The following is a 20,678-nucleotide window of genomic DNA, read 5'->3' as shown; positions in this document are numbered from 1 at the left end:
AGAGAAGTGACGGAATGCGACAATTAACTGCGTGGCTTGTGACGATTATGATGACGGTGGTAGTACTCCAGCCGTCTGTTGCGTTCGCGACACCGGAAAAAGAAGAATCCCTGCTGCACACGATCGAAGAAATTATTGCGTGGAAAAAACAAGATGAACAAATTGACGAATCGGCACCGCTGCTCAGTAAGCCGTTTCTAGCGCACGCGGGAAATACGAATGGTGATTGGTATCCAGTAGGCCTCGGCCGCATCGGCTATCCTGACGATTACTCCGCGTATCTTGCGGTCATCAAGAACTATGTCATCGAGCGCTATAAAACGACTGAAAAACTTAGTGAAATGAAAGCGACAGAGTGGCACCGGATTTCACTGGCGATCCTTTCAGCTGGCGGCGACCCGACGGCAGTTTCCGATATTGACTTGATCGCGGACGGTACGTATAACCGTGGATTGACGACGTCACTCGGCGCACAGGGCATTAACGGCTGGATCTGGGGGCTGATTACACTTGACAGCATGCGATATAAAGTGCCGGATAACGCGGATATGACAAGAATTGAGATCATCAAAGAAATCATTTCACTGCAACTCGAAGATGGTGGATTTTCGTTCTACGGAGACGAAGCGGAGCCGGATATGACTGCGATGGCAGTACAGGCGCTCGCACCGTATTATCAAAGTACCGAAGAATTCACGTATATTCAGAAGGATGCGGATAAAGAAGTAACGAAAACGATGCATACGATCATTGACGAAGCACTCGGAAAATTGTCGGATATGCAAACATCGTCTGGCGGCTTTAGCGCGCAAAATGACGACAACGTCGAAAGTGCCGCTCAAGTTCTCGTCGCGTTGACGTCTCTTGGCATTCATCCCGAAGAAGACGAACGCTTTTTAAAAGGCAATCATTCATTGCTCGATTTCATCATGAGCTATCAACTGGACGACGGAGGGTTTGTCCATGCGAAAACGTATAATGCGGACAATCCTTCTTCCTTGCCGGATGAATCAAACTCGATGGCGTCTGAGCAAGTGCTCTATGCGCTCGTGTCACTCTATCGCCTTGAAAACGGTTACCGCTCGATGTATGATTTCCGCCCTGAAAATCCGGTCGAAATGAAGCAGCAAATGCTTGAATTGATGGAAGCCATTCAGGACATCCATGACAACACAGACGCTAAACAGCTTCAGCAATTACTTGATACATATGAAAACTTCCCGATAGAAGAGCGTTCGTATGTCTACAACTTCCATAAGCTCGTAGAAGCCGCAGAGAAACAGTCGATCGAACTTGATTTACCTGCGTTTAGTGAAAACTACGACGTTTATACGAAAGGAAACGGCACGATTGCCCCGATTTATCAGGAGCAAACTGCGCCACAAAACATCAGTGAACAAGATGTAGAAAAAATCAACGCCATTCCAACACCACTTACGACAGAACACTATATCGATGTCGTATCGCTAATTGATCAGTTCGAACAAGCGGACAATAAAGACGATTATGAAGCAGAGCTTGTACAACTCTATCGATATAAAGAAGACATGGAAAAGATCGAAACCGAAATACAAAGCATTAACGAAACGGTGCTGGATCAACTGTATCCATTCACTGATTTGACAAGTAAAGACCGTGACAATGTGGATGCGATTTTGGAACGATTCAACGCATTGGCTCCATATGATCAAGAGAAAGTCTTAAACTATGAAGATCTTAAAAAATCGAAAACGCAAATCGACAATGCTGTTCGTGCGAAGCGAATTTCATGGCTACTTGGAATCGTGGCGGCGGGATTGATCATCATAATTCTAGTAAGAATACAAAAAAGAAGGCGTCAGAGAGACTAGAGGGATATAATGAAGAAAGATCTATTAGTCGTAGCATTCATCCTCTTTATTGTCGGATGGCTCATTGCAGGTACGAAAATCCAGTCGGTGGAAGAATATTATTTGACACATGTCGACGAAATCACTGAAGACTCAGAGACAGTGACGCTCGAAATACGTAGTGACACCGTTCTCGATTCGATGGATCAGTTAAAAGCTGGTCTTGAGAAATATATCGAACCAGACGGTGAAATACTTGCGAAATCAGAATATGTGTTGCGCAGTGGCGATACTGCGTTTGATCTTCTCGACCGCGCGACTCGCCACCACCGCATCCCAATGGAGTACCAAGGAGCCGACTATAATATCTACAACAGTATTTACGTTCAAGGCATCAACTATTTGTATGAGTTTAATTGCGGTCCGTTAAGTGGTTGGATGTATAAAGTAAACGGCGAATTCCCGAGTCAGGGGGTTAGTCAATACAAACTGCATGACGGCGATGAAGTCGAATTCCACTACACATGTGATCTAGGACGGGATCTGGATGGCTACATACTCCAAACAAAGAAAGAAGGAAACTAGATGAGCGCATTTTCGAACTTTCATCCTGTATTGCTACTTGTCTATATGACCGTTGTCCTCGTCACGATGTTCAGCTCGTTTCATCCGATCATCGTGGCGTTTTCGCTCGTCGGTGGCATTCTGTATTTCTCCATGTTGCACGGAGTACGGGCGGCAAGTAAAGATCTATTGTATTACTTTTTCGTCTTTCTATTCATTGCGGTCGCGTACCCATCGTATGTGCATAACGGTTTCACTCCTTTATTTTTCCTGAACGACCATGCGGTGACGCGGGAAGCTGTAACGAAAGGTCTCGTTCTAGCGGGGGCCATTGTCGCGACGTGTTTTTGGATGAAGAGTTATTTCGAGATTTTCACGACGAATAAAATACTTGCTGTACTGACGAAAGTGTCTGCTAATCTTGGTATTCTCGTTTCGATGCTATGGCGCTTCATCCCGATATTTAAAACGAAATGGCAGGAAAAGCAAATGGCGCAGCGTGGGATTGGTTATTACAAAGTTTCCAGCAGATTCGTGAAATTTCATCGAGCGTTCGCTTTATGGCGGCAGACACTTGTCCAGACGGCTGAGTTCGTCTTTGTGAAGCCAGACGTCATGAAAGCACGTGGATATGGTATGACGAAAGCGAGGACAGAGTATAAAGTCATGCGCTTTACGAAGCGTGACGGTGTGCTGACTGCAGGACTCGTTTTATTTCTTCTCTATTATATCGGGTACTTCACGCAACACCAAACGCAGTATTACCCGGAAATTAGTGAACAGACACTGGGGGCAGGACATTATGTCATTATTAGCTTACTGATGTTGTTGCCGTTTATCTATGAAGCGAAGGAGAGTGTCAAATGGCGATACTTACAGTCGAAAATCTAAACTTCTTTTATGAAGATCAACAAGTCTTGCGTGACGTCTCTTTTTCGATTATGCCAGGGGAATTCGTGATGTTATTCGGTCCTACGGGCTCTGGAAAGTCGACGTTACTCAAGATGTTGAAGCGGGAAATGCGACCGACTGGTAAACTGAGCGGTAATGTGTATTTCAGCGGTCAAAAACTTGATGATCTGCCGGCTACAATGACGGCGACCGCGATCGGCTATATGATGCAAAATCCAGACGGGCAGATCGTCATGGAGAAAGTCTGGCAAGAGCTCGCGTTCGGACTTGAGAATATGGGGGTCTCGACGGAAGAGATGCAGCGAAAAATTGCGGAAGTGGCCAGTTTCTTCGGCATTCAGAACTGGTTGCATGACAGCGTTAGCGACTTATCGGGCGGGCAGAAACAACTCGTCAATTTAGCGGCAGTGCTTGCGATGGAACCGGATATTTTATTGCTCGATGAACCGACTTCTCAGCTCGATCCGATCGCGGCTTCCGAGTTTTTGACGTTGCTTGATAAAATCAACCGAGAACTCGGCATGACGATTCTCGTTGTCGAACACCGGCTAGAAGAATTGTTGCCTGTCTGTGATCGCGTATTATTCATGGAAAACGGCTCGCTTCTGTACGACTCGACGCCGAAGTTGATCGGTCATTCGTTACTCGACCATCCGATGCTTGACGCACTCACTGCGGCGATGCGTGTTTATTATAAGCTTGGTTTTCTGGAGAACACGCCGATTACTGTGCGCGAAGGGATGGACTTCATTCGGCGCTACCCACCCGCTGTACCGCCGATGGATCCGATGAGGAAAAAGCATCCCCCTCTCATTACAGTGAAAAATCTGTATTTCCGTTATAACCGTAAAAGCGATGATTTGCTTGCGGATATGAACGTGACAATTCACCGTGGAGAGATTTTCACAATCGTCGGAGGAAATGGGGTCGGGAAGTCGTCGTTCTTGAAGTTGCTCGCGGGATTGAATAAGCCATACGCAGGCAAGATCCTTATAGATGATGTCGTGCCGGCCAAGTGGAAAGGCAATATCGTGTTATTGCCGCAAAATCCGCAAGCGTTATTTATGCACTCGACAGTGAACGAAGAACTGCTGGCTGTTGTGCAAAAGTTGCCAAAAGAGCAAAGAGAATCCACTGTTACGGATATGATGAAACAGCTACAAATTGAACAGTTAGCAAAGAGAAACCCATTTGATGTAAGTGGCGGTGAGCAGCAAAAAATCGCATTGGCGAAATTATTGCTGCATAATCCATCTATTTTATTGCTCGATGAACCGACTAAAGGAATGGACGTCATGTCGAAAAAAGAAGTGATTCAGTTGATTCAAACACTGCAAAAACGTAATATCACGACGATCATCGTAACGCACGATATTGAATTCGCGGCTGAAGTGTCTACACGTGTCGGCATGTTGTTCGACAAATCACTGCTCGCGATCAATAACCCGAAGACGTTCTTTACGTCCAATCGATTTTATACAACCGCGGCGAGTAAAATCGCGCGAGGATTATTTCCATTTGCTATCACAGCGGACGATATCGTGGACGCTGTGAACAGCAACAACAGGAGGAACTGACGAATGAGCAATCAATCAACACACGTACTCAATGAAATGAAAAAAGTAATTAACGGGAAAGACGACGTCATCCAAAAAGTGTGGATGACGTTTCTAGCTGGAGGACATGTACTGCTCGAAGATTTACCGGGAGTCGGGAAAACGACACTGGCAAAAGCATTCAGCCGGGTCGTCGGTCTCGATTCGAACCGTATCCAGTTCACGCCAGACGTCGTGGCATCTGACGTCATCGGTTTCACGATGTTCGATAAAGAAAAAAATGAATTTGTCTTTAAAGAAGGTGCCGTCATGTGTAACTTATTGCTTGGCGATGAAATCAACCGGACGTCTTCAAGAACACAAGCGGCATTACTTGAAGCGATGCAGGAAAGACAAGTAACTGTTGACGGTGTGACGTATCCATTGCCCGCACCGTTTCACGTCATTGCGACGCAAAACCCTTACGGCACAATCGGAACGCAACCGCTACCGAGCGCGCAAATTGATCGCTTCATGACAAAATTAAGCGTCGGATATCCTGATTTTGAGGATCAAGTCGAAATGCTGAAAAATCGACAGCAGACCGATCCGCTATCTTCACTCGAGCAGATCATTACAAAAAACGAATTATTAGCGCTTCAACAGCAAGTACAAAATCTCTTCATTCACGAAGAAATCTTGCGTTACGTCACGGCACTCACCGAGAAAACGCGAAACCATCCGTCCATTCATCAAGGAATCAGCCCACGTGGCGCACTCGCACTCTGCCAGATGGCGAAAGCACATGCCTTCATGCAAGACCGTGATTACGTCATTCCAGAAGACGTCCATGCTGTGTGGTTACCGACGAGCCGACACCGCATTATCCTGTCGAGCGTACCAGGCGCTGAACAAGAACAAGATGCGCTACTCGAAAAACTACTGCAAAGTGTTGCCACGCCCGATCAAGCAATGCTTGCGACATTTTAAGGGCTGATCGTATGGTGTTTACATTACTGATCAGCGTCGTCTGGTTGCTGTTTACGCTCGCATTTTTCATCTTTACGACGACGCATTTCGCGCTACTGTTCGCAATCGGATCATTCATTGTCTGGCTGTGGCTCGTGTTAAGCGTCTATCTCGTAAAAGGAAAATTACATTGCGAGATCATAGCAGCGAATGAACTATATAAGAATGAACAGATGGGCTATCAACTGCGCGTAGAAAATACCAGTCGATTACCCGTCACACAACTACATATGCATCTCGTCATCGAGCACGTATTCACGGGCAGGCAAGAAAGTCACGAGCACATCTTGTCCATCCCCGCGAAGAGTGCGGAAGAATTTGCATTCATTCTGCCACAGAAATATATGGGACAAGTGACGATAAGAATGAAACAGATAACGATCAAAGACAGTTTCGCGTTCTTCCGTTCAGTGCAGAAGATCGATACGCAGTCCGCGATGTTAATCATGCCGAATCTGTATTTCTTGAAACTTCAACGCATCGAGCAGAATCAGCATGTACTGCAAACGCCAGGTGCGATTCCGATGAAGAAAATCGATGGCGAAGAGCTTGCGGACGTATCGGTCTATAAACCAGGCGACTCAGTTAAACAAATTCACTGGAAGTTATCAAGTAAAGTGGATGAGCTATTCGTCAAACAGCATGACACGCTCATAGGGGATGCGGTAATGATGACGATTGATTTCACGTCGTTTACAAAACGCGTCGCACTCTATGATGAATTCATCGAAACGTTTTCCGCTTTGCTGTATTCCTATGTCGCAGGCCATCATGAAGTCCAGCTTCTAGTAGATCACACAACAAGTGAGCAGTTGACGATTAAAAATGAACATGAAGCTGCACTGGCGATAAAAGAAGTACTAACAAGAAGTGCATCCGCGTTATCGATGTCGGATGAACAATGGAAAAGGTTAAGAAAAACGTATCCACACTGTATCGTGTTGACGACAAATAATGCGCGCAGCACGGAATATCAAACGATCGTGATCTCGGAGAATAGGGAGGGATCCGCTGTATGAAATGGATCAATGGAGTAGTAGCGTATAGTGTGCTAGTGTCAGCCTTCCTTGTAATCCGTGCGATGTTGTTTCCGGAAATTCATATCGTTCCCGCGCTAGTGCTCGTGTTGCTGTGGATGGTCGCGCGCATTCAGTGGAAACAACGTGGCGGTGACGTCGTATTAATCGCGAGTGTCGTCTTCAGCTTACTCTTCCTATCGAAGTACGTGGATGACGTGAAGCGGACGATTAACGCCTTGTTTGTAACGCTTGCAGAGCGCAAGCATTTATATTTGGATGTATTGTCTGTAAATGAAACAGACTCCTGGCTGAACGGTATGATCCTCGGTCAAATCGCTTTATTAGTCGGCAGTGCCATTTATTATGCGATTGTTAATCAAAAACGTTGGATCGTCGTGACGCTTGCACTTGTGATTTGGTCGATTCAAGTACTTCTAGGCACGTCTCCATCATTGATGCTGGATATTTTGTTTTTCGCAGTATTGATTTTGACACTGCTGTATATGAATCATCTTTCATTGCGTTGGTGGAAACGGATGGCGATCTTACCTATTTCATTGATCGTGCTGATGTTTGCTTATACGGCAATTAATCAAAACGGCAATGGAGAATTCACGGGCAGTTCGAAATGGGAAGACACTATACGTTACCAAGGTGAGAAGTTCCGCTATTTTAAAGGCGGCGCACCTGTTCTGACAGGCGGAAACTTCCATCGGCTATCTACGTTTACACCGGACGACCATACTGCGTTAAAAGTCGCGATGGAAAATCCGAGTCCACTGTATTTGAAAGGATTCGTCGGTTCGACTTACACACCGGTTGGCTGGAAGGAAATCGAGGGCGACGCATATAGGAAAGAGAAGTCATTGCTTGAAGCGCTAGAGAAAGAAGATTTCACCGGAGCGAAACAGCTGAGTTTGGCTGCGAAAAGCAGTTTGCCAGAGGAGTACGAAGAGGCGAAACTCGTCATTCAAAATGTCGGTGCATCCAGTCGATATATTTATGCGCCGTATGAGTTGGCTGGGATCGATACAAACATTATCCGTACGAAACAAGCAGACGCGCTGCATGCGACAGGGATATTCGGCAGACGCATAGTGGAAATGAACTATATGTTGACGCCGTACACCGATTATCCGCAAATCGCGAATGCGTTGTATGCAACAAAAGACACCGACTATTTACGTCGTGAAAGTCATTACAATCAATACGTCTACAATGAATATCTTACTGTGCCGCAAGATAGCTTAAATGTGTTGCGTAACCATTTGGACGAGAGCGTACTCGATTCAGAAAGACGTTTACCATATGAACAAACGATTCAAGAAGTGGAACGTTTCTTGGCACAGTCGATGAGTTATAACGAACGTGCCGAACCGATACATGATCAGGATTTTGTGACGGGTATATTGGAAGAGTCAAAAGAAGGCTACTCCGTTCACTACGCAACGATCGCGACATTAGCATTCAGAATGCTCGGCACACCTGCGCGTTATGCGGAAGGCTATATCGTCGGGATGGATGACGTGAAAGATCTACAGTCATTCAGTGAAATCAATGTCAGCGAGAAAAATGCTCATGCGTGGACGGAAATCTACGTCGATATGGTCGGTTGGGTACCGATTGAAGTGACACCGGGGTATGCTGAGAAAATGCCGGAAATCAATAAAAAAGACTATCCAGCTTCGGGTGCTGATTCACCGGATGTCACCGGTGGAAGTACAGCGGAACCCGAACCGAATGATACGACGGAAGTGCAGCAAGATCAGGACAAACCAGAAGATGCAAAGCAAGTGAATCCAAACACGGTGTTGTGGTTCTGGTTGAATATGCTCATCGTCGTGATTCTATTCATCCTGATTGTATTATACGTCTTAAGAAAGAGAAAACGACAAAACAAACTCCATGTGAAAGATCATCGAGTAGCGGTTGTGAACCATGTCCAGCTCATGGTGCAAATGTTAGAAAAAGAACAAGTTGTTGCGAAACTGCCTTCATTTGAAACTATACCTGACGCAGTTGGGGGAATTGATCCGCAACTACGACAAGACACAGAAGACAGTTTGAAAATTTATCAAAAAGCCAAATATAGTCCGCATAATGTGACCAATGAAGAACGCACAGAGGTAGAAAAGTTATTTGCGCGAGTTTATGTGGCGGTGAAGAAATCGAAAAAAGGGTTGAAGAAATTACGATTTATTTTGCGTCATCAATAAGTAGGAAAGTAGAGGAAAGCATCGCATATTGCGGTGCTTTTTTTAAAATACATAGAGTAGTAACAATAGGGAGAAGGCTGGAACATCGTTATATGAATTCGAAACCTTCAAAAAAGTGAAACCTACTCTACTATGTGAACGTAAGAATAGTAGAGTAGTCCATGTTTTTACTGGAAGTTAGTTTTTCATTAAGAACATGGGTGTTGGTTAAAGAAGAATAGGAGGTATCGTCATGCCACGTTGCACGAACTGTAATTTCAAGTGGAATGCAAAAGACTTAATCGCTCTTGGATTTTCAAAGAAGGGGAAAGACTGCCCCAATTGTGGTGACAGACAATACATCTCAGCTGAATCGCAGAGGTTATTAACTTTGGGATGGTTAAGTCTACTATTTGTTCCGTTTATAATTTCGAAAATCAAATTAACTGGAAAAGATGAACCACTTTGGTAGTTCCATAAATAAAGGCGCCAACTGGGCGAACATTGCCTAGCAAACAAATCCGATGATCGAGGATTCATACGATGGGAAAATAAGGATATGGTTAATATTACTAATAAATACTTTGGCTATAAGCTTATATTCTTGTTCTCTTAAATTGGTATAGCGTGGATAAAGAAACAAAGGGTGATCGCTTTTTTGTAGCGTCTATACTATTTTTGATATTCTCTATAGGTTTTATGCCACATGACTTTTTAAGTATTTGCTTGCTATTGGTGTAGTACTCTTTCTTTGTTCTGCTACTTATGTTGTTTTATCAAGAAAACAGTAATTCATCAATCGAGGGCGATAACAGAACAAGAACTGTGCCTAAATGGGACCATTTGAACAAATAAAGGGGCGTTATTTATTGTCGAAAGGATTACTTCATCACGTTGAGATATATGTTTCGGATTTGAAAAGAACAATCAATTTTTGGGGTTGGTTTCTTGAGGAATTAGGATACAGTTCCTTTCAAGAGTGGGAAAGCGGACGAAGTTGGAAATTAGATGATACTTATCTAGTTTTTGTTCAAACAGAAGAACGTTTTCTTGACGTCCCCTATCATAGATCTAGAGTGGGATTAAATCATTTAGCATTTCACGCTGATTCACGTCAACACGTCGATGACATAACAGAGAAATTGAAAAGTAAGGGGATTTCTATACTTTATACAATAAAGCATCCATTCGCTGGTGGAAATGACTATTATGCTGTTTATTTTGAAGACCCAGACAGAATAAAAGTGGAGCTTGTAGCCCCTTAACAATTCAAGATTAGGGGGCCGTTGTTTAGTAAAAATTACACTGTTAACGTGCCATTTTGAGAAATAAGATGCTTAAAAGGAATTATATATTGTAAGGGGTGAATAAATGAAAAAAGGATTGGGAGCAGGCTTGGAATTGATTCGAATTGCAATTATATTATTAATTATTGGAGGTTTATTAGGTGGACTAGTGAACTTAATCTATGCAAGTTTTGGAATAAACGTAGATGATACTAATGGTGCTTGGCTAGTAGGGATATCCATTCTAATTATTCTTTTTGTTTTGTATAGAAACAAGCTTCAGTTCTCTGGATTTTATAAAGGCGACCAAAAAGTAAAACTACCAAGAATAATTAGCACCATTCTAATTTCAAGCTCTATAATACTGTTAATTATTGCTCCGATTATCCGTTAACGGGTTCAGATTGTTGTACAAGCTCTATGCGATTAACAAGTGAAAGGGTGGATGTTTTGTTAAAAATTTTCGTGGGATTAATGATGTTCATATCACTTATTCTTCTTTTTCTAGGGCTAAAGAGTAAGTCCAGATTAACTATATTTTTTGGTACAATTACTTTTATTGCGCCCTTACTTTATTTTAGCTTCAGAAATTGGATAATTTTGTTGCCATTAGTTCCCGTAATATCATTTGTAGTTTCGGATTTATTAATTAAAAAAAGGAATTCTGCACAAGGTTAGTGGGCATGGCTTTAGATATTCCATTCAGTTAAAAGGCCAGTTAAAAGAAATATAGGAGTGATTTATATGCCAACATGCCAAATTTGTCATAATAAATGGAGTTGGATGCAAACAATAAAAAAGACTTCCACATTGAACCCTTCTATGACTTGCCCTCATTGCGATAAAACACAGTATCAAACGCAAAAATCTAAGGGGAAAATGGGTATGTTCACTTATGATTGTTTTATTGCCATTACTAATTCAACTGTTTTTTGACATTCCTGGGGCTATAATTTTCAGCTTATTTCCTATTTTATTTATTTTGGTTCTGATTCTATATCCATTTTTAGTGAAGTTAAGTAGTAAAGAGACGTACATAGGGGACTAGTGAGATGAGTATAGCACCGGGGTCAAGCGATGTTCACTTGATTACACAGAAAAAAACCATCTAATGCAAAGGGAGAGCTTTAGATGGTTTTTCTTTAGTTTAAAAACAATGATATGTGTATCTTGTTAATTCCAATACGCATTTGTATCTTCAACCATCACTTTAGATGATTGCAATCCGCCGCCGTAAAACCATGCTTCTGTATCCAGATAAATAATATGGTCATTCTTATACGCGTTGGTTCTTTTCACAAGCTCGTTTTCTATTACTTCCTTCGCACTATCATGCGACGGATTTAGCACTGCACTACGGTCAACCACAAAGATAATGTCTGGATTTTTGTCCGTTATATATTCGAAGTTAATGGATTGACCAAATTTCGCTTTTTCAATATTTTCATCTACCGCTTTATATCCAGCCACATCATGGATGAATCCACCGTAACGTGAACCAGGTCCATAGGCACTTATTTTACCTTCATTGACCATGACAATTAACGTTTTCGCATCTAGATCTTTCGTTTTCTCTTGAACAGCCTCGACTTTTTCATTTATTTCAGCTACTTCTTTGTCGATTTGTTCTTTTTCATTAAATATAGTCGCAATCGTTTCCATATTGTTTGTAAATGAATCCATATAGTTCGTAAAGTCAACACTCATATAAACGGTTGGCGCAATACTTTTGAATTCGTCATACATTTCAGCTTGACGATCTCCGATTATAATAAGGTCTGGTTTCATTCCATCAATTGCTTCAAAATCCGGTTCCACTAAACTTCCGACATTCGTATACTCAGATCCAGCGTATTTTTTTAGATACTCAGGTACCGCATTTTGTGGAACACCTGCAACTTCAATACCTAATGAATCTAACGTATCTAAAACACCAAAATCCAATACTACAACTTTTTCTGGAACTTTATTCAAAACTACTTCTTGATCATCAAGTTCATGCTTAATCTTGATTTCAGTCGATTCCGTGCCTTCTTGAGTAGCGCTAGACGATTTGTCTGTTTGTGTATCCATTTCTTTCGATCCGCATGCGGAAATCACAAGCATACAGGCAAATATGAATACAAATAATGACCATTTTTTCACAATAATTAACCTCACTTTTGATGAATTTACGAATGACTCTACCCTACATTGGAATACAGGTAGAAAACCATATGTTTGTTGCAAAATATGTATATATGTTTTATTAACTCGTCCTTTCTTTGTATAATAAAGCTGATCCCTACGAGAAAGTATGTTAACAGATCCTTACATGAAATCAAGTAGAGGAAGACTGCTTTTAGTATACAATAAACAAGTGATAATGACTATCATTTTCAAGTAGAAGGAAAAGGGATATAGTAGCTTTTAAAAATTTCTAATGAATCGAACTCAATAATTGGAGGTTAAAAGATGACGCATAGGTGGAAAACTGAGGATATTATATTCGATAGCATGTTCGAAGCGGATGTTTGGGCCGATTCATTAGCAAATGACATGTATGCTAGATTGTATGATGGCTATGACACACCAGATTATAAAATAGCGTATGCATTAGCTTTTAGACTTGCTGCGATAGAAGAATTCAAGGTGATTACAGAAAACACACGAGAGGACCGGTATAAAGTTTGGGTCATGCCTTCTAAGATAAAATGATGAATAAGATAACGAATGGAACGCTCCCTAGAAAATGAGGGCATTTTAGAAAGTTTATGAATCACCAGATAGTATTTCAGCTTGAACAACGTCATCTAGAAAGGAAGTCATATAAATGGATCAAGTGAACAATGGATCTAAAAAAAGAACAGATGAATCCAAAACTAAAGACATGATGATCGTATTTACTTCATTCACATTTATTTGTATGGCTATCATATTTGCCTTGTTAGTTTATGACATCCTCACCATACAAAATCTACTTTCATTTGATCATCCAATGGAATCTATCATGATTGTAGTTGTTTCATCCATTGCTTTAGTTATATACGGAGTCGTTCTGACTTTTACGATCCCATCGACTTATATCGATGACAATAATAATTCCTATCAAGACGATTCCCTGCCAAGGATTTTCCTATTTATGTTCATAGCGGCACTGTTCGAAGAGACATTCTTTAGGGGCATCATTCAAAACGTACTTTTCCTTTATACATCCCACGAATGGGGTGCTATTTTATTAACGACTGGTTTGTTTTTGCTCATACATACCCAATACTTTAAAAAGCCTATTATGTTACTGAACATTTGCATCCCAAGCTTAGTTTTTGGTTGGATTTATTTCAAAACGAATAATCTGCTAGTGCCGATTTTTGTTCATTTCATAATGAATATGGGGATGACCCTATTATTCAAATACAAATTAATAAATTTCAAGAAATGATTTCACTAGTAGCAGGGGAGAGTATATATATCGTTCATAATGAACATATTATAGTTAAAAGTAGGTTAGCTGATTACTCGATAGACAGAAGCAATGTAGTCATCTAGGAGGAATGAAAATACATATACAGGATGTTCATCCGCTATCGAACGACCATACGAAATGGAATGCTATTCAAAGCGGTTTAAAAGAAAAGATACGTTTGGTAAACAGAACGACTGCCTCTGCTATTCATCTCATTGCGGGGGTGGACGTAGCTTACTGGGAAGATGATGAGATGGAATGGGGCGTTTGCAGCATCGTCATCATCGACTATGCTACAAAGGCAGTTATTGAGGAAACAACGAGCACCGGAACGATTACCGTTCCTTATATAGCGAGTTATTTGGCATTTCGGGAACTTCCTTTAGTTATTGAAGCGGCCAAAAAGCTTACACACACGCCAGATCTGTTTATGTTTGATGGCAATGGTTATTTGCATCCGAGGCATATGGGAATCGCTACGCATGCTTCTTTCTTTCTGGATAAACCAACTATCGGCATCGCCAAAAGTTACTTGAAAATAGCGGATGCCGAATTTAAAATGCCTGAAAACGTAGCGGGTTCTTATGAAGATATACGTATACAAAAAGAGATATACGGCAGAGCTTTACGAACGCATCAAAATGTCAAACCGATATTTGTTTCAAGTGGGAACTATATAGACTTACCGACTGCAACTACTATTACGATGGAATTAATTAATAATGAAAGTCGAATACCCATCCCGGTTAGACTGGCAGATTTAGCGACTAAGAAAAATAGAAGGATGCTACGGAAGAAGTAATTTTGAAGTGGATGATTTTAGTGTAATTGTGAAATAAAGAAAGCCATTTTCTCAACAGAGAAAATGGCTTTCTTTCATATTATAGCTTCGCCCAACGTTGCTCTAACCAGTTCATAAATTCTGTACCTTTGTCGCCTTCATATGCATCAAAGACATCTACACGCATACGTTTTAGTTTATCCGCAAAGTCTGCCACGGTATGATCTTTCGGCAAGCTTTTTTTCACGCGCAAGAAGATCTTGTCTGTGTTTTTGATAATGTCAAAACGTGCAGGTGCCGGCTTCTCTACTTCCTCGCCAAACGCCGCAAGTGCTTCATACGCTGCTACTTGCACTTGGTGGACAGTATCATGCTGCATGCGGTTTTTTAATAAATCTATGACTTTGTCATGTTTATAATCCGATAATGTTTTGACTGCTTCCAAACGATCTCGCCAGCTAGACGTATAATTGGCCTGTTTTTTTAATGCTTCATACTGCTCAGGTAATGCGGTTTCAAATTGTTTCAAATCATTGCACCTCTTTTTTTAACTATAGAAAAATGATTCTTCTTCTGCTTTTCTTATTATACGTTGTCTGGGTGAAAATAGCGATGAATCGCTAGTACGATTATATAGATAAGAGTTGAAAATGATTTACAAATAGAATATTCGTATTACTTAATGGTATATTGGGTAATATACTAGTTAGGTTAAAAAAATTCGATAGCAACAAACACTGATTTGATGTAACAGGAAAGGAATTGACTACCAATGAAAAAAGTGACACCATTCTTAATGTTCCAAGAAGGAAACGCAGAAGAAGCAATGAATTATTATTGTTCACTTATTGAAGACTCGGGTATTACAAGCATAATTCATTACGGAGCAAATGAAGCGGGAGAAGAAGGTACAGTGATGCATGCAATCTTTACGCTAAAGGGTCAGGAATTCATGTGTATTGATAGTAATGTAAAGCATGAGTTCACCTTTACACCTTCATTTTCAATCTATCTCACTTGTGATTCTGAAGAAGAGATTGACGCACTGTATGAAAAATTACTGATGAATGGACAAGCACTTATGCCGTTGGGTGACTACGGATTCAGTAAAAAGTTTGGCTGGGTCAATGACCAGTTTGGTGTTTCTTGGCAACTGGACTTACCAATGGATTGAAAAAGTGTTACCAGATGCGTAAAACATACGTTTTGTACGGACTCACTGATTAGTTCTAACTAGAGTGGACTGTGGAAACTAAATATGTAGATGGCTATTTACGAGAATTCGAGGAAGGGAAACGGATCGTATATAAAAGAATATTGGAGGAGCTGTTTTAAACTTAAGAAAAACTGGATAGTAAATTCATTCAAAATAAACATTTGTTGAATAAAACAAAATAATAGTAGTTGTAAAGTTTACTGCAATTTTAGAAGAAGATCACAATTAGGTAATGAGGGAAGTGAAGTCAATGGAAACACGAATAATTTATATGGAATCATTCACAGTGAAAGGTTTTGAAATGAAAGGACCTATTTCGGAGATTCCTAAGTTGTGGGATCAATTAAACGAAGAACTGCAGAAATATCCAAATGTTAAACTGGCTGATGAATCCTTTGGTATTACCATATCAATAGAGGATGGTTTCATTCATTATTTAGCAGGTATCAAAAAGGAGCACTGTATAGATATACCCAACATGCAAGAAATTGTAATTCCAAACGGCAAATTTATTGTTGCGGAAGTATTGGGTGGAATAGAGAGCATCCCTTATGTATTTTCTGAACTGATAAAGAAGCCTGGGATACGGATTAGAGAAAGCTATGGATTGGAACGTTATATACATGCATTGGGAGCGGAGGCCTGTACATTGGAAGTTTTGGTGGCCATTGAATAATACGTAATGTTGTGGTGTTAGGGAAAGAACTACCTCAACTTTAAACTATTCGCTAACATCCAACACTTGAAGGAGTTTAGATGATGTACAAATTAAAAACTACAGAAACCGACAGCAGTGTTATCGAATTTATTGAAAACGTGGAACATCTTAAAAAACGCGAAGATGCGTTTAGGTTATTAGATATATTTACAGAAGCAACAGGTTGTAAAGCCAAAATGTGGGGACCGAGTATTATAGGATTTGGCAAATATCATTACAAATATAAATCTGGACACGAAGGGGATGCACCGATTGTTGGCTTTTCACCGCGAAAGGCTAAAATCAGTTTATATGTAACTCCAGGGGATGAACACAGAAGTGATTTATTGGAACGTTTCGGGAAACATACTACCGGAAAATCATGTGTGTATATAAACAAAGTAGATGATATTGATATAGACGTATTGGTGAAATTAATAAAGCAATCTTTTATTTATATAAATGAAGTCTATCCAAATTAAGAATAACGTTATGCCAGTAATGCATAATATTCGAAACTAGAGTAATTGGCATATGGATTGACTATATAAGAAGGAAATACAATGAGGAATGAAATGATTGTGATCGGTGCCAAAACGAAGTATCCACTAAACGGAGTTTTAACCATTCCTGATGAATTGAATAAATTGTTACCTGGAGTTGTATTGGCGCATGGCTCTGGTCCAAGGAATATGGATGAAAAAGTCGGAATCATTTATCCTTTTAAGGATCTTGCTGATGGTTTGTCAAAAAAGGGGATTGTCGTCCTATGATATGATAAGAGAACATTCACGTATTGATCCAAATCAACTATTTATTCTGCAAGGAGATAAAGATTTCCATGTATCAGTGGAAAATGATTTTAACGGTTATAAAGACATTTTCGGAGATCATCCAAAGGTTATATATAAACTTTATCCAAACTTGAATCATGCGTTCATGCCATCTGTTTATGGAGAAATACGAAAAGCGAAGAAAGAGTATAACGTTGAACAGCACCTGGATCAGCAAGTGATCCAGGATATTTCCGACTGGATTCATTCGGTATCTAGATCGGTTATTACAAATTAATGCACAACGTTAACTAACGTTGTGCATTAGAAATAAGCTGCTATTCAAGTGTTATCTCAAATTACTAGTTTACTATACTTGGCACATAACGCCATTCTTCATTATCAATTAACTCACTCATTTCCACTTCTACATTGCCACCTAAAAAAACGATTTCTCCTTTTATAGCGACGATCATCGCATAGAAAGGGACACTATCATTTTTTTGGTACACATCCCCAACTTTCGGTATATGCGTTTCCGACAATTCGGCTTCTTCCTCATTTAATACGTGTTCATCCACTACATCTACCACCGGATTTTGCAAGTCAATAGTCGTTGCACCTTCCATAAGACCAGGTACCATCACCCAATATTCGTGATGTTTAATACCATTAGATTTACTACTAACTATGCCGTTTTTCTCAATCGATGAAACGAGTTCTATTGCATGAAGATGATGGAAATCAAGCAAATCAGGCTTTGGATTGATGACCAAAATGTAATCGCCCACTTTAGCTTTGACGTCTTGATCAAGCGTATAACGTTTTTTAAGGAAAACGAAACTATCCAAATGTCTAGGTTTGTAATAATCAATGCTTCTCGCTGTAGCCAATTCTTGTTCATAGTCCTCCAAGCGAATGAGATGAACCGATTTTTGAAGAAGTGTTTTTATAGAGTAGACTTTGTGTAATTTATTTTTGTAATAAACGAATTGACCTTTACGAACGTTCAATAGCTTCATTTATGATCCCGCCTCATCTGAAATATAATCTGTCCTATTATTTATCGTATTTTCTTGATTGTCTTGTAAAAGGACAGGAGCATCAAAATAAGAATGATGGAAAAAGGTAAACCAGCAATAATGAGCATGTTCTGGAATCCGCTAATTCCTCCGTAATACATGACAATGGCAGCCATCGATGAAAGTAGTAGTCCCCAAATGATTTTCACTGAGTTGGATGGATTTAGTTGGCCGCCGGTACTGAACATACCGAGTACAAACGTAGCTGAATCGGCTGACGTAATAAAGAATATCGCAATGACGATGATCGTCAAGAATGAAAGTGCGGTTCCAAATGGATACTGTTCCAGCATGCCGAATGTCACCGTTTCTGTAGCTAATTCAGATAACTTGGCAATACCGTTTCGCTCGATATTCAATGCTGAACCACCGAAAACTGCGAAGAAGATCATGGTCACGAGTGTAGGTGCGAGTAATACACCTGTAATAAATTGTTTGATCGTACGTCCTTTGGATACGCGAGCGATAAACATGCCAACAAACGGAGCCCAAGAAATCCACCATGCCCAATAAAAAACGGTCCATTCATTAATCCACTCGCGTTGTTCTGGATTTTCTGGCTTTAACTCGAAGCTCATTTGAATAAAGTTGCTAATATAACTACCAATTCCTGTAGTGAACATATTTAAAATATACATCGATGGTCCAACAACAAATAGTGCGCATAATAGTATGATGGCGAACCACATGTTAATTGAACTTAAGTATTTTATGCCATTTCCAATACCTGACCAAGCAGATAGGATGAAAATGACTGTGGCAATTGCCAAAATAATCAATTGAACGCTAAACGTGTTTGGTGTATTAAATACATAAGTGAACCCACTATTAATTTGTGCTGAACCGAAGCCAAGTGTAGAGGCAACGCCGACAACGGTTGCGAAAATAGCCAGAGTATCAATTATTTGCCCAAATGTGCCACGCATTGCCTTTGCCCCAAATAATGGTTCAAGTGTTGCGCTAATTAACCCAGGTGCACCGACACGGAATTTAAAATAAGCGAAGATTAGACCAACAATAGCATATAATCCCCAGCCATGAAAACCCCAGTGTAAGAATGTATATTGTAGAGAATCTAAAATTGCTTGTTCTGATCCCGGCAGAGCATTTGGTGATTTAATGAAAGCATGTGAAATCGTTTCTGCTGTAGTAAAGAACATCAGCCCAATTCCCATCCCCGCACTAAATAACATAGCAAACCAAGCGGGTAAGCTGTAATCTGGTTGATCATGATCTTTACCTAGTTTGATTTTACCAAAGCGTGAGAACATCATATACAGACAAAAGCTAATCATAGCAACAATGACAAGCATATAAAACCAACCAAACTGAGTGTAAATAAACTCTGTCATAGATGCGGTTAAACCATTTAAATGTTCAGGGGCAATAGATCCCCAAAGTACAATTGCTAAACATATTATTATGCTATACCAGAATACTTTTGTGATATTCAAAATAATCCCCCGTTTCCAACTGCAAATTAGTATGTGCAGTTTTATCTACTGTCATTCTTTATGTAAAATTCGAAGAGCATGTCTTATCAATGGTGATGCAAGAATCCATTGCATGAATCGAATGAGTTGTCGCTGAATTTAATAGTGAGCGCTTAAAAGAAGCTGTCATGATACACGCTGCAAAGCACTCACTTAGCAGATTTTTGATTTGGTGGTATGTATGAATGATTTAAAACAGCAAGTACTTCCTTAACGTCTATTCTTCCTCAGTAAAAACCTGTGACAGATGAAAAAACATTACACCCTTGTCCGTCCATATAGAAAGCATGCGACAGTTTATTTTCAACGTATCCTAGTATAGCATTCATTGAAGTATCTTTGGAACGATAACACGGCCTGACACTTTCGGGTGAGACTGAGCATCCAATCAGTAAAGATCATAAACTGACCGTTTGTAGTAAAGGCGATCGGTTTATTTTTTTTGTGTATCCCTCTATATAAATCTCGCTATATAACGGATGAAACGAGCAAGTTACGTCGAGGGAGAATGGGATATGAGACAAAGCGCTACTATGCACTACTTAAAAACGACGAGATTATTAGTAGAACAAAACGCCTGGCAAGAGATGTTCCCGTTCTGGTCGCTTCAGCTGATTGAAAGCATTCTATTGAATTTAGAAACTATCGGCTATTTGGACGTAATGACTGGTAGAGAAGGAAGTACATCAAAATGTTATCGAATTAATTATGCAATGTGTGTGTAAAGAAAAGCCATACGTTGCAAGGGGTTGGAGTACATTACTTCAACTCTTTTTTTGAATTCGCAAAATTAATTTTCAAAATGAGTATCCTTTCCTGAAA

General features: G+C 40.3%; 22 protein-coding genes. 18 read left to right on the top strand and 4 right to left on the bottom strand.

Annotated elements, in window-relative coordinates:
* Positions 1 to 14: 14 nt before the first annotated feature.
* The 9 genes from Q7P97_RS13135 to Q7P97_RS13095 all read left to right on the top strand — a co-directional run bounded on the left by Q7P97_RS13135 (position 15) and on the right by Q7P97_RS13095 (position 10,763).
* Positions 15 to 1,850 carry a prenyltransferase/squalene oxidase repeat-containing protein gene (locus Q7P97_RS13135; protein ID WP_303969708.1) on the top strand — a complete coding sequence of 612 codons (1,836 nt, stop codon included), beginning with the start codon at positions 15 to 17 and terminating at the stop codon, positions 1,848 to 1,850.
* Positions 1,851 to 1,859: 9 nt separating this feature from the next.
* On the top strand, positions 1,860 to 2,414 hold the full coding sequence (locus Q7P97_RS13130; protein WP_303969706.1) for a DUF4430 domain-containing protein: 555 nt from the start codon (positions 1,860 to 1,862) through the stop codon (positions 2,412 to 2,414).
* Positions 2,415 to 3,284 carry an energy-coupling factor transporter transmembrane component T gene (locus Q7P97_RS13125; protein WP_303969704.1) on the top strand — a complete coding sequence of 290 codons (870 nt, stop codon included), beginning with the start codon at positions 2,415 to 2,417 and terminating at the stop codon, positions 3,282 to 3,284.
* Complete coding sequence (locus tag Q7P97_RS13120) at positions 3,257 to 4,882, top strand: ABC transporter ATP-binding protein (protein WP_303969703.1); 1,626 nt, start codon at positions 3,257 to 3,259, stop codon at positions 4,880 to 4,882. Before Q7P97_RS13125 ends, Q7P97_RS13120 begins: the two co-directional genes overlap by 28 nt.
* 3 nt (positions 4,883 to 4,885) lie before the next feature.
* Complete coding sequence (locus Q7P97_RS13115) at positions 4,886 to 5,830, top strand: AAA family ATPase (RefSeq protein ID WP_303969702.1); 945 nt, start codon at positions 4,886 to 4,888, stop codon at positions 5,828 to 5,830.
* Between the two features lie 11 nt (positions 5,831 to 5,841).
* The gene (locus Q7P97_RS13110; RefSeq protein WP_303969700.1) at positions 5,842 to 6,888 is read left to right on the top strand and encodes a DUF58 domain-containing protein; all 1,047 of its coding nucleotides are present in this window, start codon (positions 5,842 to 5,844) and stop codon (positions 6,886 to 6,888) included.
* Complete coding sequence (locus Q7P97_RS13105; protein WP_303969698.1) at positions 6,885 to 9,104, top strand: transglutaminase-like domain-containing protein; 2,220 nt, start codon at positions 6,885 to 6,887, stop codon at positions 9,102 to 9,104. The genes Q7P97_RS13110 and Q7P97_RS13105 overlap by 4 nt, the downstream gene beginning before the upstream one ends.
* A gap of 848 nt (positions 9,105 to 9,952) precedes the next feature.
* On the top strand, positions 9,953 to 10,348 hold the full coding sequence (locus Q7P97_RS13100) for a VOC family protein (protein ID WP_303969696.1): 396 nt from the start codon (positions 9,953 to 9,955) through the stop codon (positions 10,346 to 10,348).
* A 106-nt stretch (positions 10,349 to 10,454) separates the two neighbouring features.
* On the top strand, positions 10,455 to 10,763 hold the full coding sequence (locus Q7P97_RS13095) for a hypothetical protein (RefSeq protein WP_303969694.1): 309 nt from the start codon (positions 10,455 to 10,457) through the stop codon (positions 10,761 to 10,763).
* A gap of 779 nt (positions 10,764 to 11,542) precedes the next feature.
* Here Q7P97_RS13095 and Q7P97_RS13090 read toward each other — a convergent pair.
* Positions 11,543 to 12,514, bottom strand: coding sequence for a siderophore ABC transporter substrate-binding protein (locus tag Q7P97_RS13090; protein WP_303969692.1), 972 nt, complete (start codon positions 12,512 to 12,514; stop codon positions 11,543 to 11,545).
* 309 nt (positions 12,515 to 12,823) lie between these two features.
* Here Q7P97_RS13090 and Q7P97_RS13085 point away from each other — a divergent pair, with 309 nt between their 5' ends.
* From Q7P97_RS13085 to Q7P97_RS13075, 3 genes are all read left to right on the top strand, one after another.
* Complete coding sequence (locus tag Q7P97_RS13085) at positions 12,824 to 13,066, top strand: hypothetical protein (protein WP_303969690.1); 243 nt, start codon at positions 12,824 to 12,826, stop codon at positions 13,064 to 13,066.
* A gap of 115 nt (positions 13,067 to 13,181) precedes the next feature.
* Positions 13,182 to 13,790, top strand: coding sequence for a CPBP family intramembrane glutamic endopeptidase (locus tag Q7P97_RS13080; protein WP_303969688.1), 609 nt, complete (start codon positions 13,182 to 13,184; stop codon positions 13,788 to 13,790).
* A gap of 112 nt (positions 13,791 to 13,902) precedes the next feature.
* Positions 13,903 to 14,616 (top strand): endonuclease V, encoded by a 714-nt coding sequence (locus Q7P97_RS13075; RefSeq protein WP_303969686.1) that lies wholly within the window; start codon positions 13,903 to 13,905, stop codon positions 14,614 to 14,616.
* A gap of 79 nt (positions 14,617 to 14,695) precedes the next feature.
* Here Q7P97_RS13075 and Q7P97_RS13070 read toward each other — a convergent pair whose 3' ends face one another.
* On the bottom strand, positions 14,696 to 15,124 hold the full coding sequence (locus Q7P97_RS13070; protein ID WP_303969684.1) for a HEAT repeat domain-containing protein: 429 nt from the start codon (positions 15,122 to 15,124) through the stop codon (positions 14,696 to 14,698).
* A gap of 243 nt (positions 15,125 to 15,367) precedes the next feature.
* On the opposite strand from Q7P97_RS13070, the gene Q7P97_RS13065 reads away from it, so the two are divergent.
* From Q7P97_RS13065 to Q7P97_RS13045, 5 genes are all read left to right on the top strand, one after another.
* On the top strand, positions 15,368 to 15,769 hold the full coding sequence (locus Q7P97_RS13065) for a VOC family protein (RefSeq protein WP_303969683.1): 402 nt from the start codon (positions 15,368 to 15,370) through the stop codon (positions 15,767 to 15,769).
* Between the two features lie 292 nt (positions 15,770 to 16,061).
* Positions 16,062 to 16,487 carry a GyrI-like domain-containing protein gene (locus tag Q7P97_RS13060; RefSeq protein ID WP_303969681.1) on the top strand — a complete coding sequence of 142 codons (426 nt, stop codon included), beginning with the start codon at positions 16,062 to 16,064 and terminating at the stop codon, positions 16,485 to 16,487.
* A gap of 83 nt (positions 16,488 to 16,570) precedes the next feature.
* A complete protein-coding gene (locus Q7P97_RS13055; RefSeq protein ID WP_303969679.1) occupies positions 16,571 to 16,990 on the top strand; it encodes a DUF1801 domain-containing protein in 420 nt (139 codons plus the stop codon).
* A gap of 81 nt (positions 16,991 to 17,071) precedes the next feature.
* On the top strand, positions 17,072 to 17,281 hold the full coding sequence (locus Q7P97_RS13050) for a dienelactone hydrolase family protein (RefSeq protein ID WP_303969678.1): 210 nt from the start codon (positions 17,072 to 17,074) through the stop codon (positions 17,279 to 17,281).
* A gap of 1 nt (position 17,282) precedes the next feature.
* Positions 17,283 to 17,579 carry a hypothetical protein gene (locus tag Q7P97_RS13045; protein WP_303969676.1) on the top strand — a complete coding sequence of 99 codons (297 nt, stop codon included), beginning with the start codon at positions 17,283 to 17,285 and terminating at the stop codon, positions 17,577 to 17,579.
* 64 nt (positions 17,580 to 17,643) lie between these two features.
* Here the strand turns inward: Q7P97_RS13045 and Q7P97_RS13040 are convergent, their stop codons facing one another.
* Together Q7P97_RS13040 and Q7P97_RS13035 are read right to left on the bottom strand one after the other, a co-directional pair.
* Entirely contained in the window at positions 17,644 to 18,303 is a 660-nt protein-coding gene (locus Q7P97_RS13040; RefSeq protein ID WP_303969675.1) for a hypothetical protein, read from the bottom strand.
* A gap of 41 nt (positions 18,304 to 18,344) precedes the next feature.
* Positions 18,345 to 19,820, bottom strand: a complete 1,476-nt coding sequence (locus tag Q7P97_RS13035) for a BCCT family transporter (RefSeq protein ID WP_303969729.1) — start codon at positions 19,818 to 19,820, stop codon at positions 18,345 to 18,347.
* Positions 19,821 to 20,371: 551 nt separating this feature from the next.
* Here Q7P97_RS13035 and Q7P97_RS13030 point away from each other — a divergent pair.
* On the top strand, positions 20,372 to 20,581 hold the full coding sequence (locus Q7P97_RS13030) for a hypothetical protein (protein ID WP_303969673.1): 210 nt from the start codon (positions 20,372 to 20,374) through the stop codon (positions 20,579 to 20,581).
* Positions 20,582 to 20,678: the final 97 nt, after the last annotated feature.

Source organism: Sporosarcina ureae, assembly GCF_029267015.1.
Classification (GTDB): domain Bacteria; phylum Bacillota; class Bacilli; order Bacillales_A; family Planococcaceae; genus Sporosarcina; species Sporosarcina ureae_D.
This window is presented reverse-complemented; position numbering and strand designations above follow the sequence as displayed.

Excerpts from the sequence above, each read along its gene's own strand:
- Q7P97_RS13105 (WP_303969698.1), top strand. The coding sequence starts at position 6,885 with ATGAAATGGATCAATGGAGTAGTAGCGTATAGTGTGCTAGTGTCAGCC.
- Q7P97_RS13115 (WP_303969702.1), top strand. The coding sequence starts at position 4,886 with ATGAGCAATCAATCAACACACGTACTCAATGAAATGAAAAAAGTAATT.
- Q7P97_RS13030 (WP_303969673.1), top strand. The coding sequence starts at position 20,372 with ATGAGACAAAGCGCTACTATGCACTACTTAAAAACGACGAGATTATTA.
- Q7P97_RS13095 (WP_303969694.1), top strand. The coding sequence starts at position 10,455 with ATGAAAAAAGGATTGGGAGCAGGCTTGGAATTGATTCGAATTGCAATT.
- Q7P97_RS13075 (WP_303969686.1), top strand. The coding sequence starts at position 13,903 with ATGAAAATACATATACAGGATGTTCATCCGCTATCGAACGACCATACG.
- Q7P97_RS13120 (WP_303969703.1), top strand. The coding sequence starts at position 3,257 with ATGGCGATACTTACAGTCGAAAATCTAAACTTCTTTTATGAAGATCAA.
- Q7P97_RS13045 (WP_303969676.1), top strand. The coding sequence starts at position 17,283 with ATGATAAGAGAACATTCACGTATTGATCCAAATCAACTATTTATTCTG.
- Q7P97_RS13050 (WP_303969678.1), top strand. The coding sequence starts at position 17,072 with ATGAGGAATGAAATGATTGTGATCGGTGCCAAAACGAAGTATCCACTA.
- Q7P97_RS13040 (WP_303969675.1), bottom strand. The coding sequence starts at position 18,303 with ATGAAGCTATTGAACGTTCGTAAAGGTCAATTCGTTTATTACAAAAAT.
- Q7P97_RS13135 (WP_303969708.1), top strand. The coding sequence starts at position 15 with ATGCGACAATTAACTGCGTGGCTTGTGACGATTATGATGACGGTGGTA.
- Q7P97_RS13080 (WP_303969688.1), top strand. The coding sequence starts at position 13,182 with ATGGATCAAGTGAACAATGGATCTAAAAAAAGAACAGATGAATCCAAA.
- Q7P97_RS13130 (WP_303969706.1), top strand. The coding sequence starts at position 1,860 with ATGAAGAAAGATCTATTAGTCGTAGCATTCATCCTCTTTATTGTCGGA.
- Q7P97_RS13125 (WP_303969704.1), top strand. The coding sequence starts at position 2,415 with ATGAGCGCATTTTCGAACTTTCATCCTGTATTGCTACTTGTCTATATG.
- Q7P97_RS13060 (WP_303969681.1), top strand. The coding sequence starts at position 16,062 with ATGGAAACACGAATAATTTATATGGAATCATTCACAGTGAAAGGTTTT.
- Q7P97_RS13055 (WP_303969679.1), top strand. The coding sequence starts at position 16,571 with ATGTACAAATTAAAAACTACAGAAACCGACAGCAGTGTTATCGAATTT.
- Q7P97_RS13110 (WP_303969700.1), top strand. The coding sequence starts at position 5,842 with ATGGTGTTTACATTACTGATCAGCGTCGTCTGGTTGCTGTTTACGCTC.
- Q7P97_RS13085 (WP_303969690.1), top strand. The coding sequence starts at position 12,824 with ATGACGCATAGGTGGAAAACTGAGGATATTATATTCGATAGCATGTTC.
- Q7P97_RS13065 (WP_303969683.1), top strand. The coding sequence starts at position 15,368 with ATGAAAAAAGTGACACCATTCTTAATGTTCCAAGAAGGAAACGCAGAA.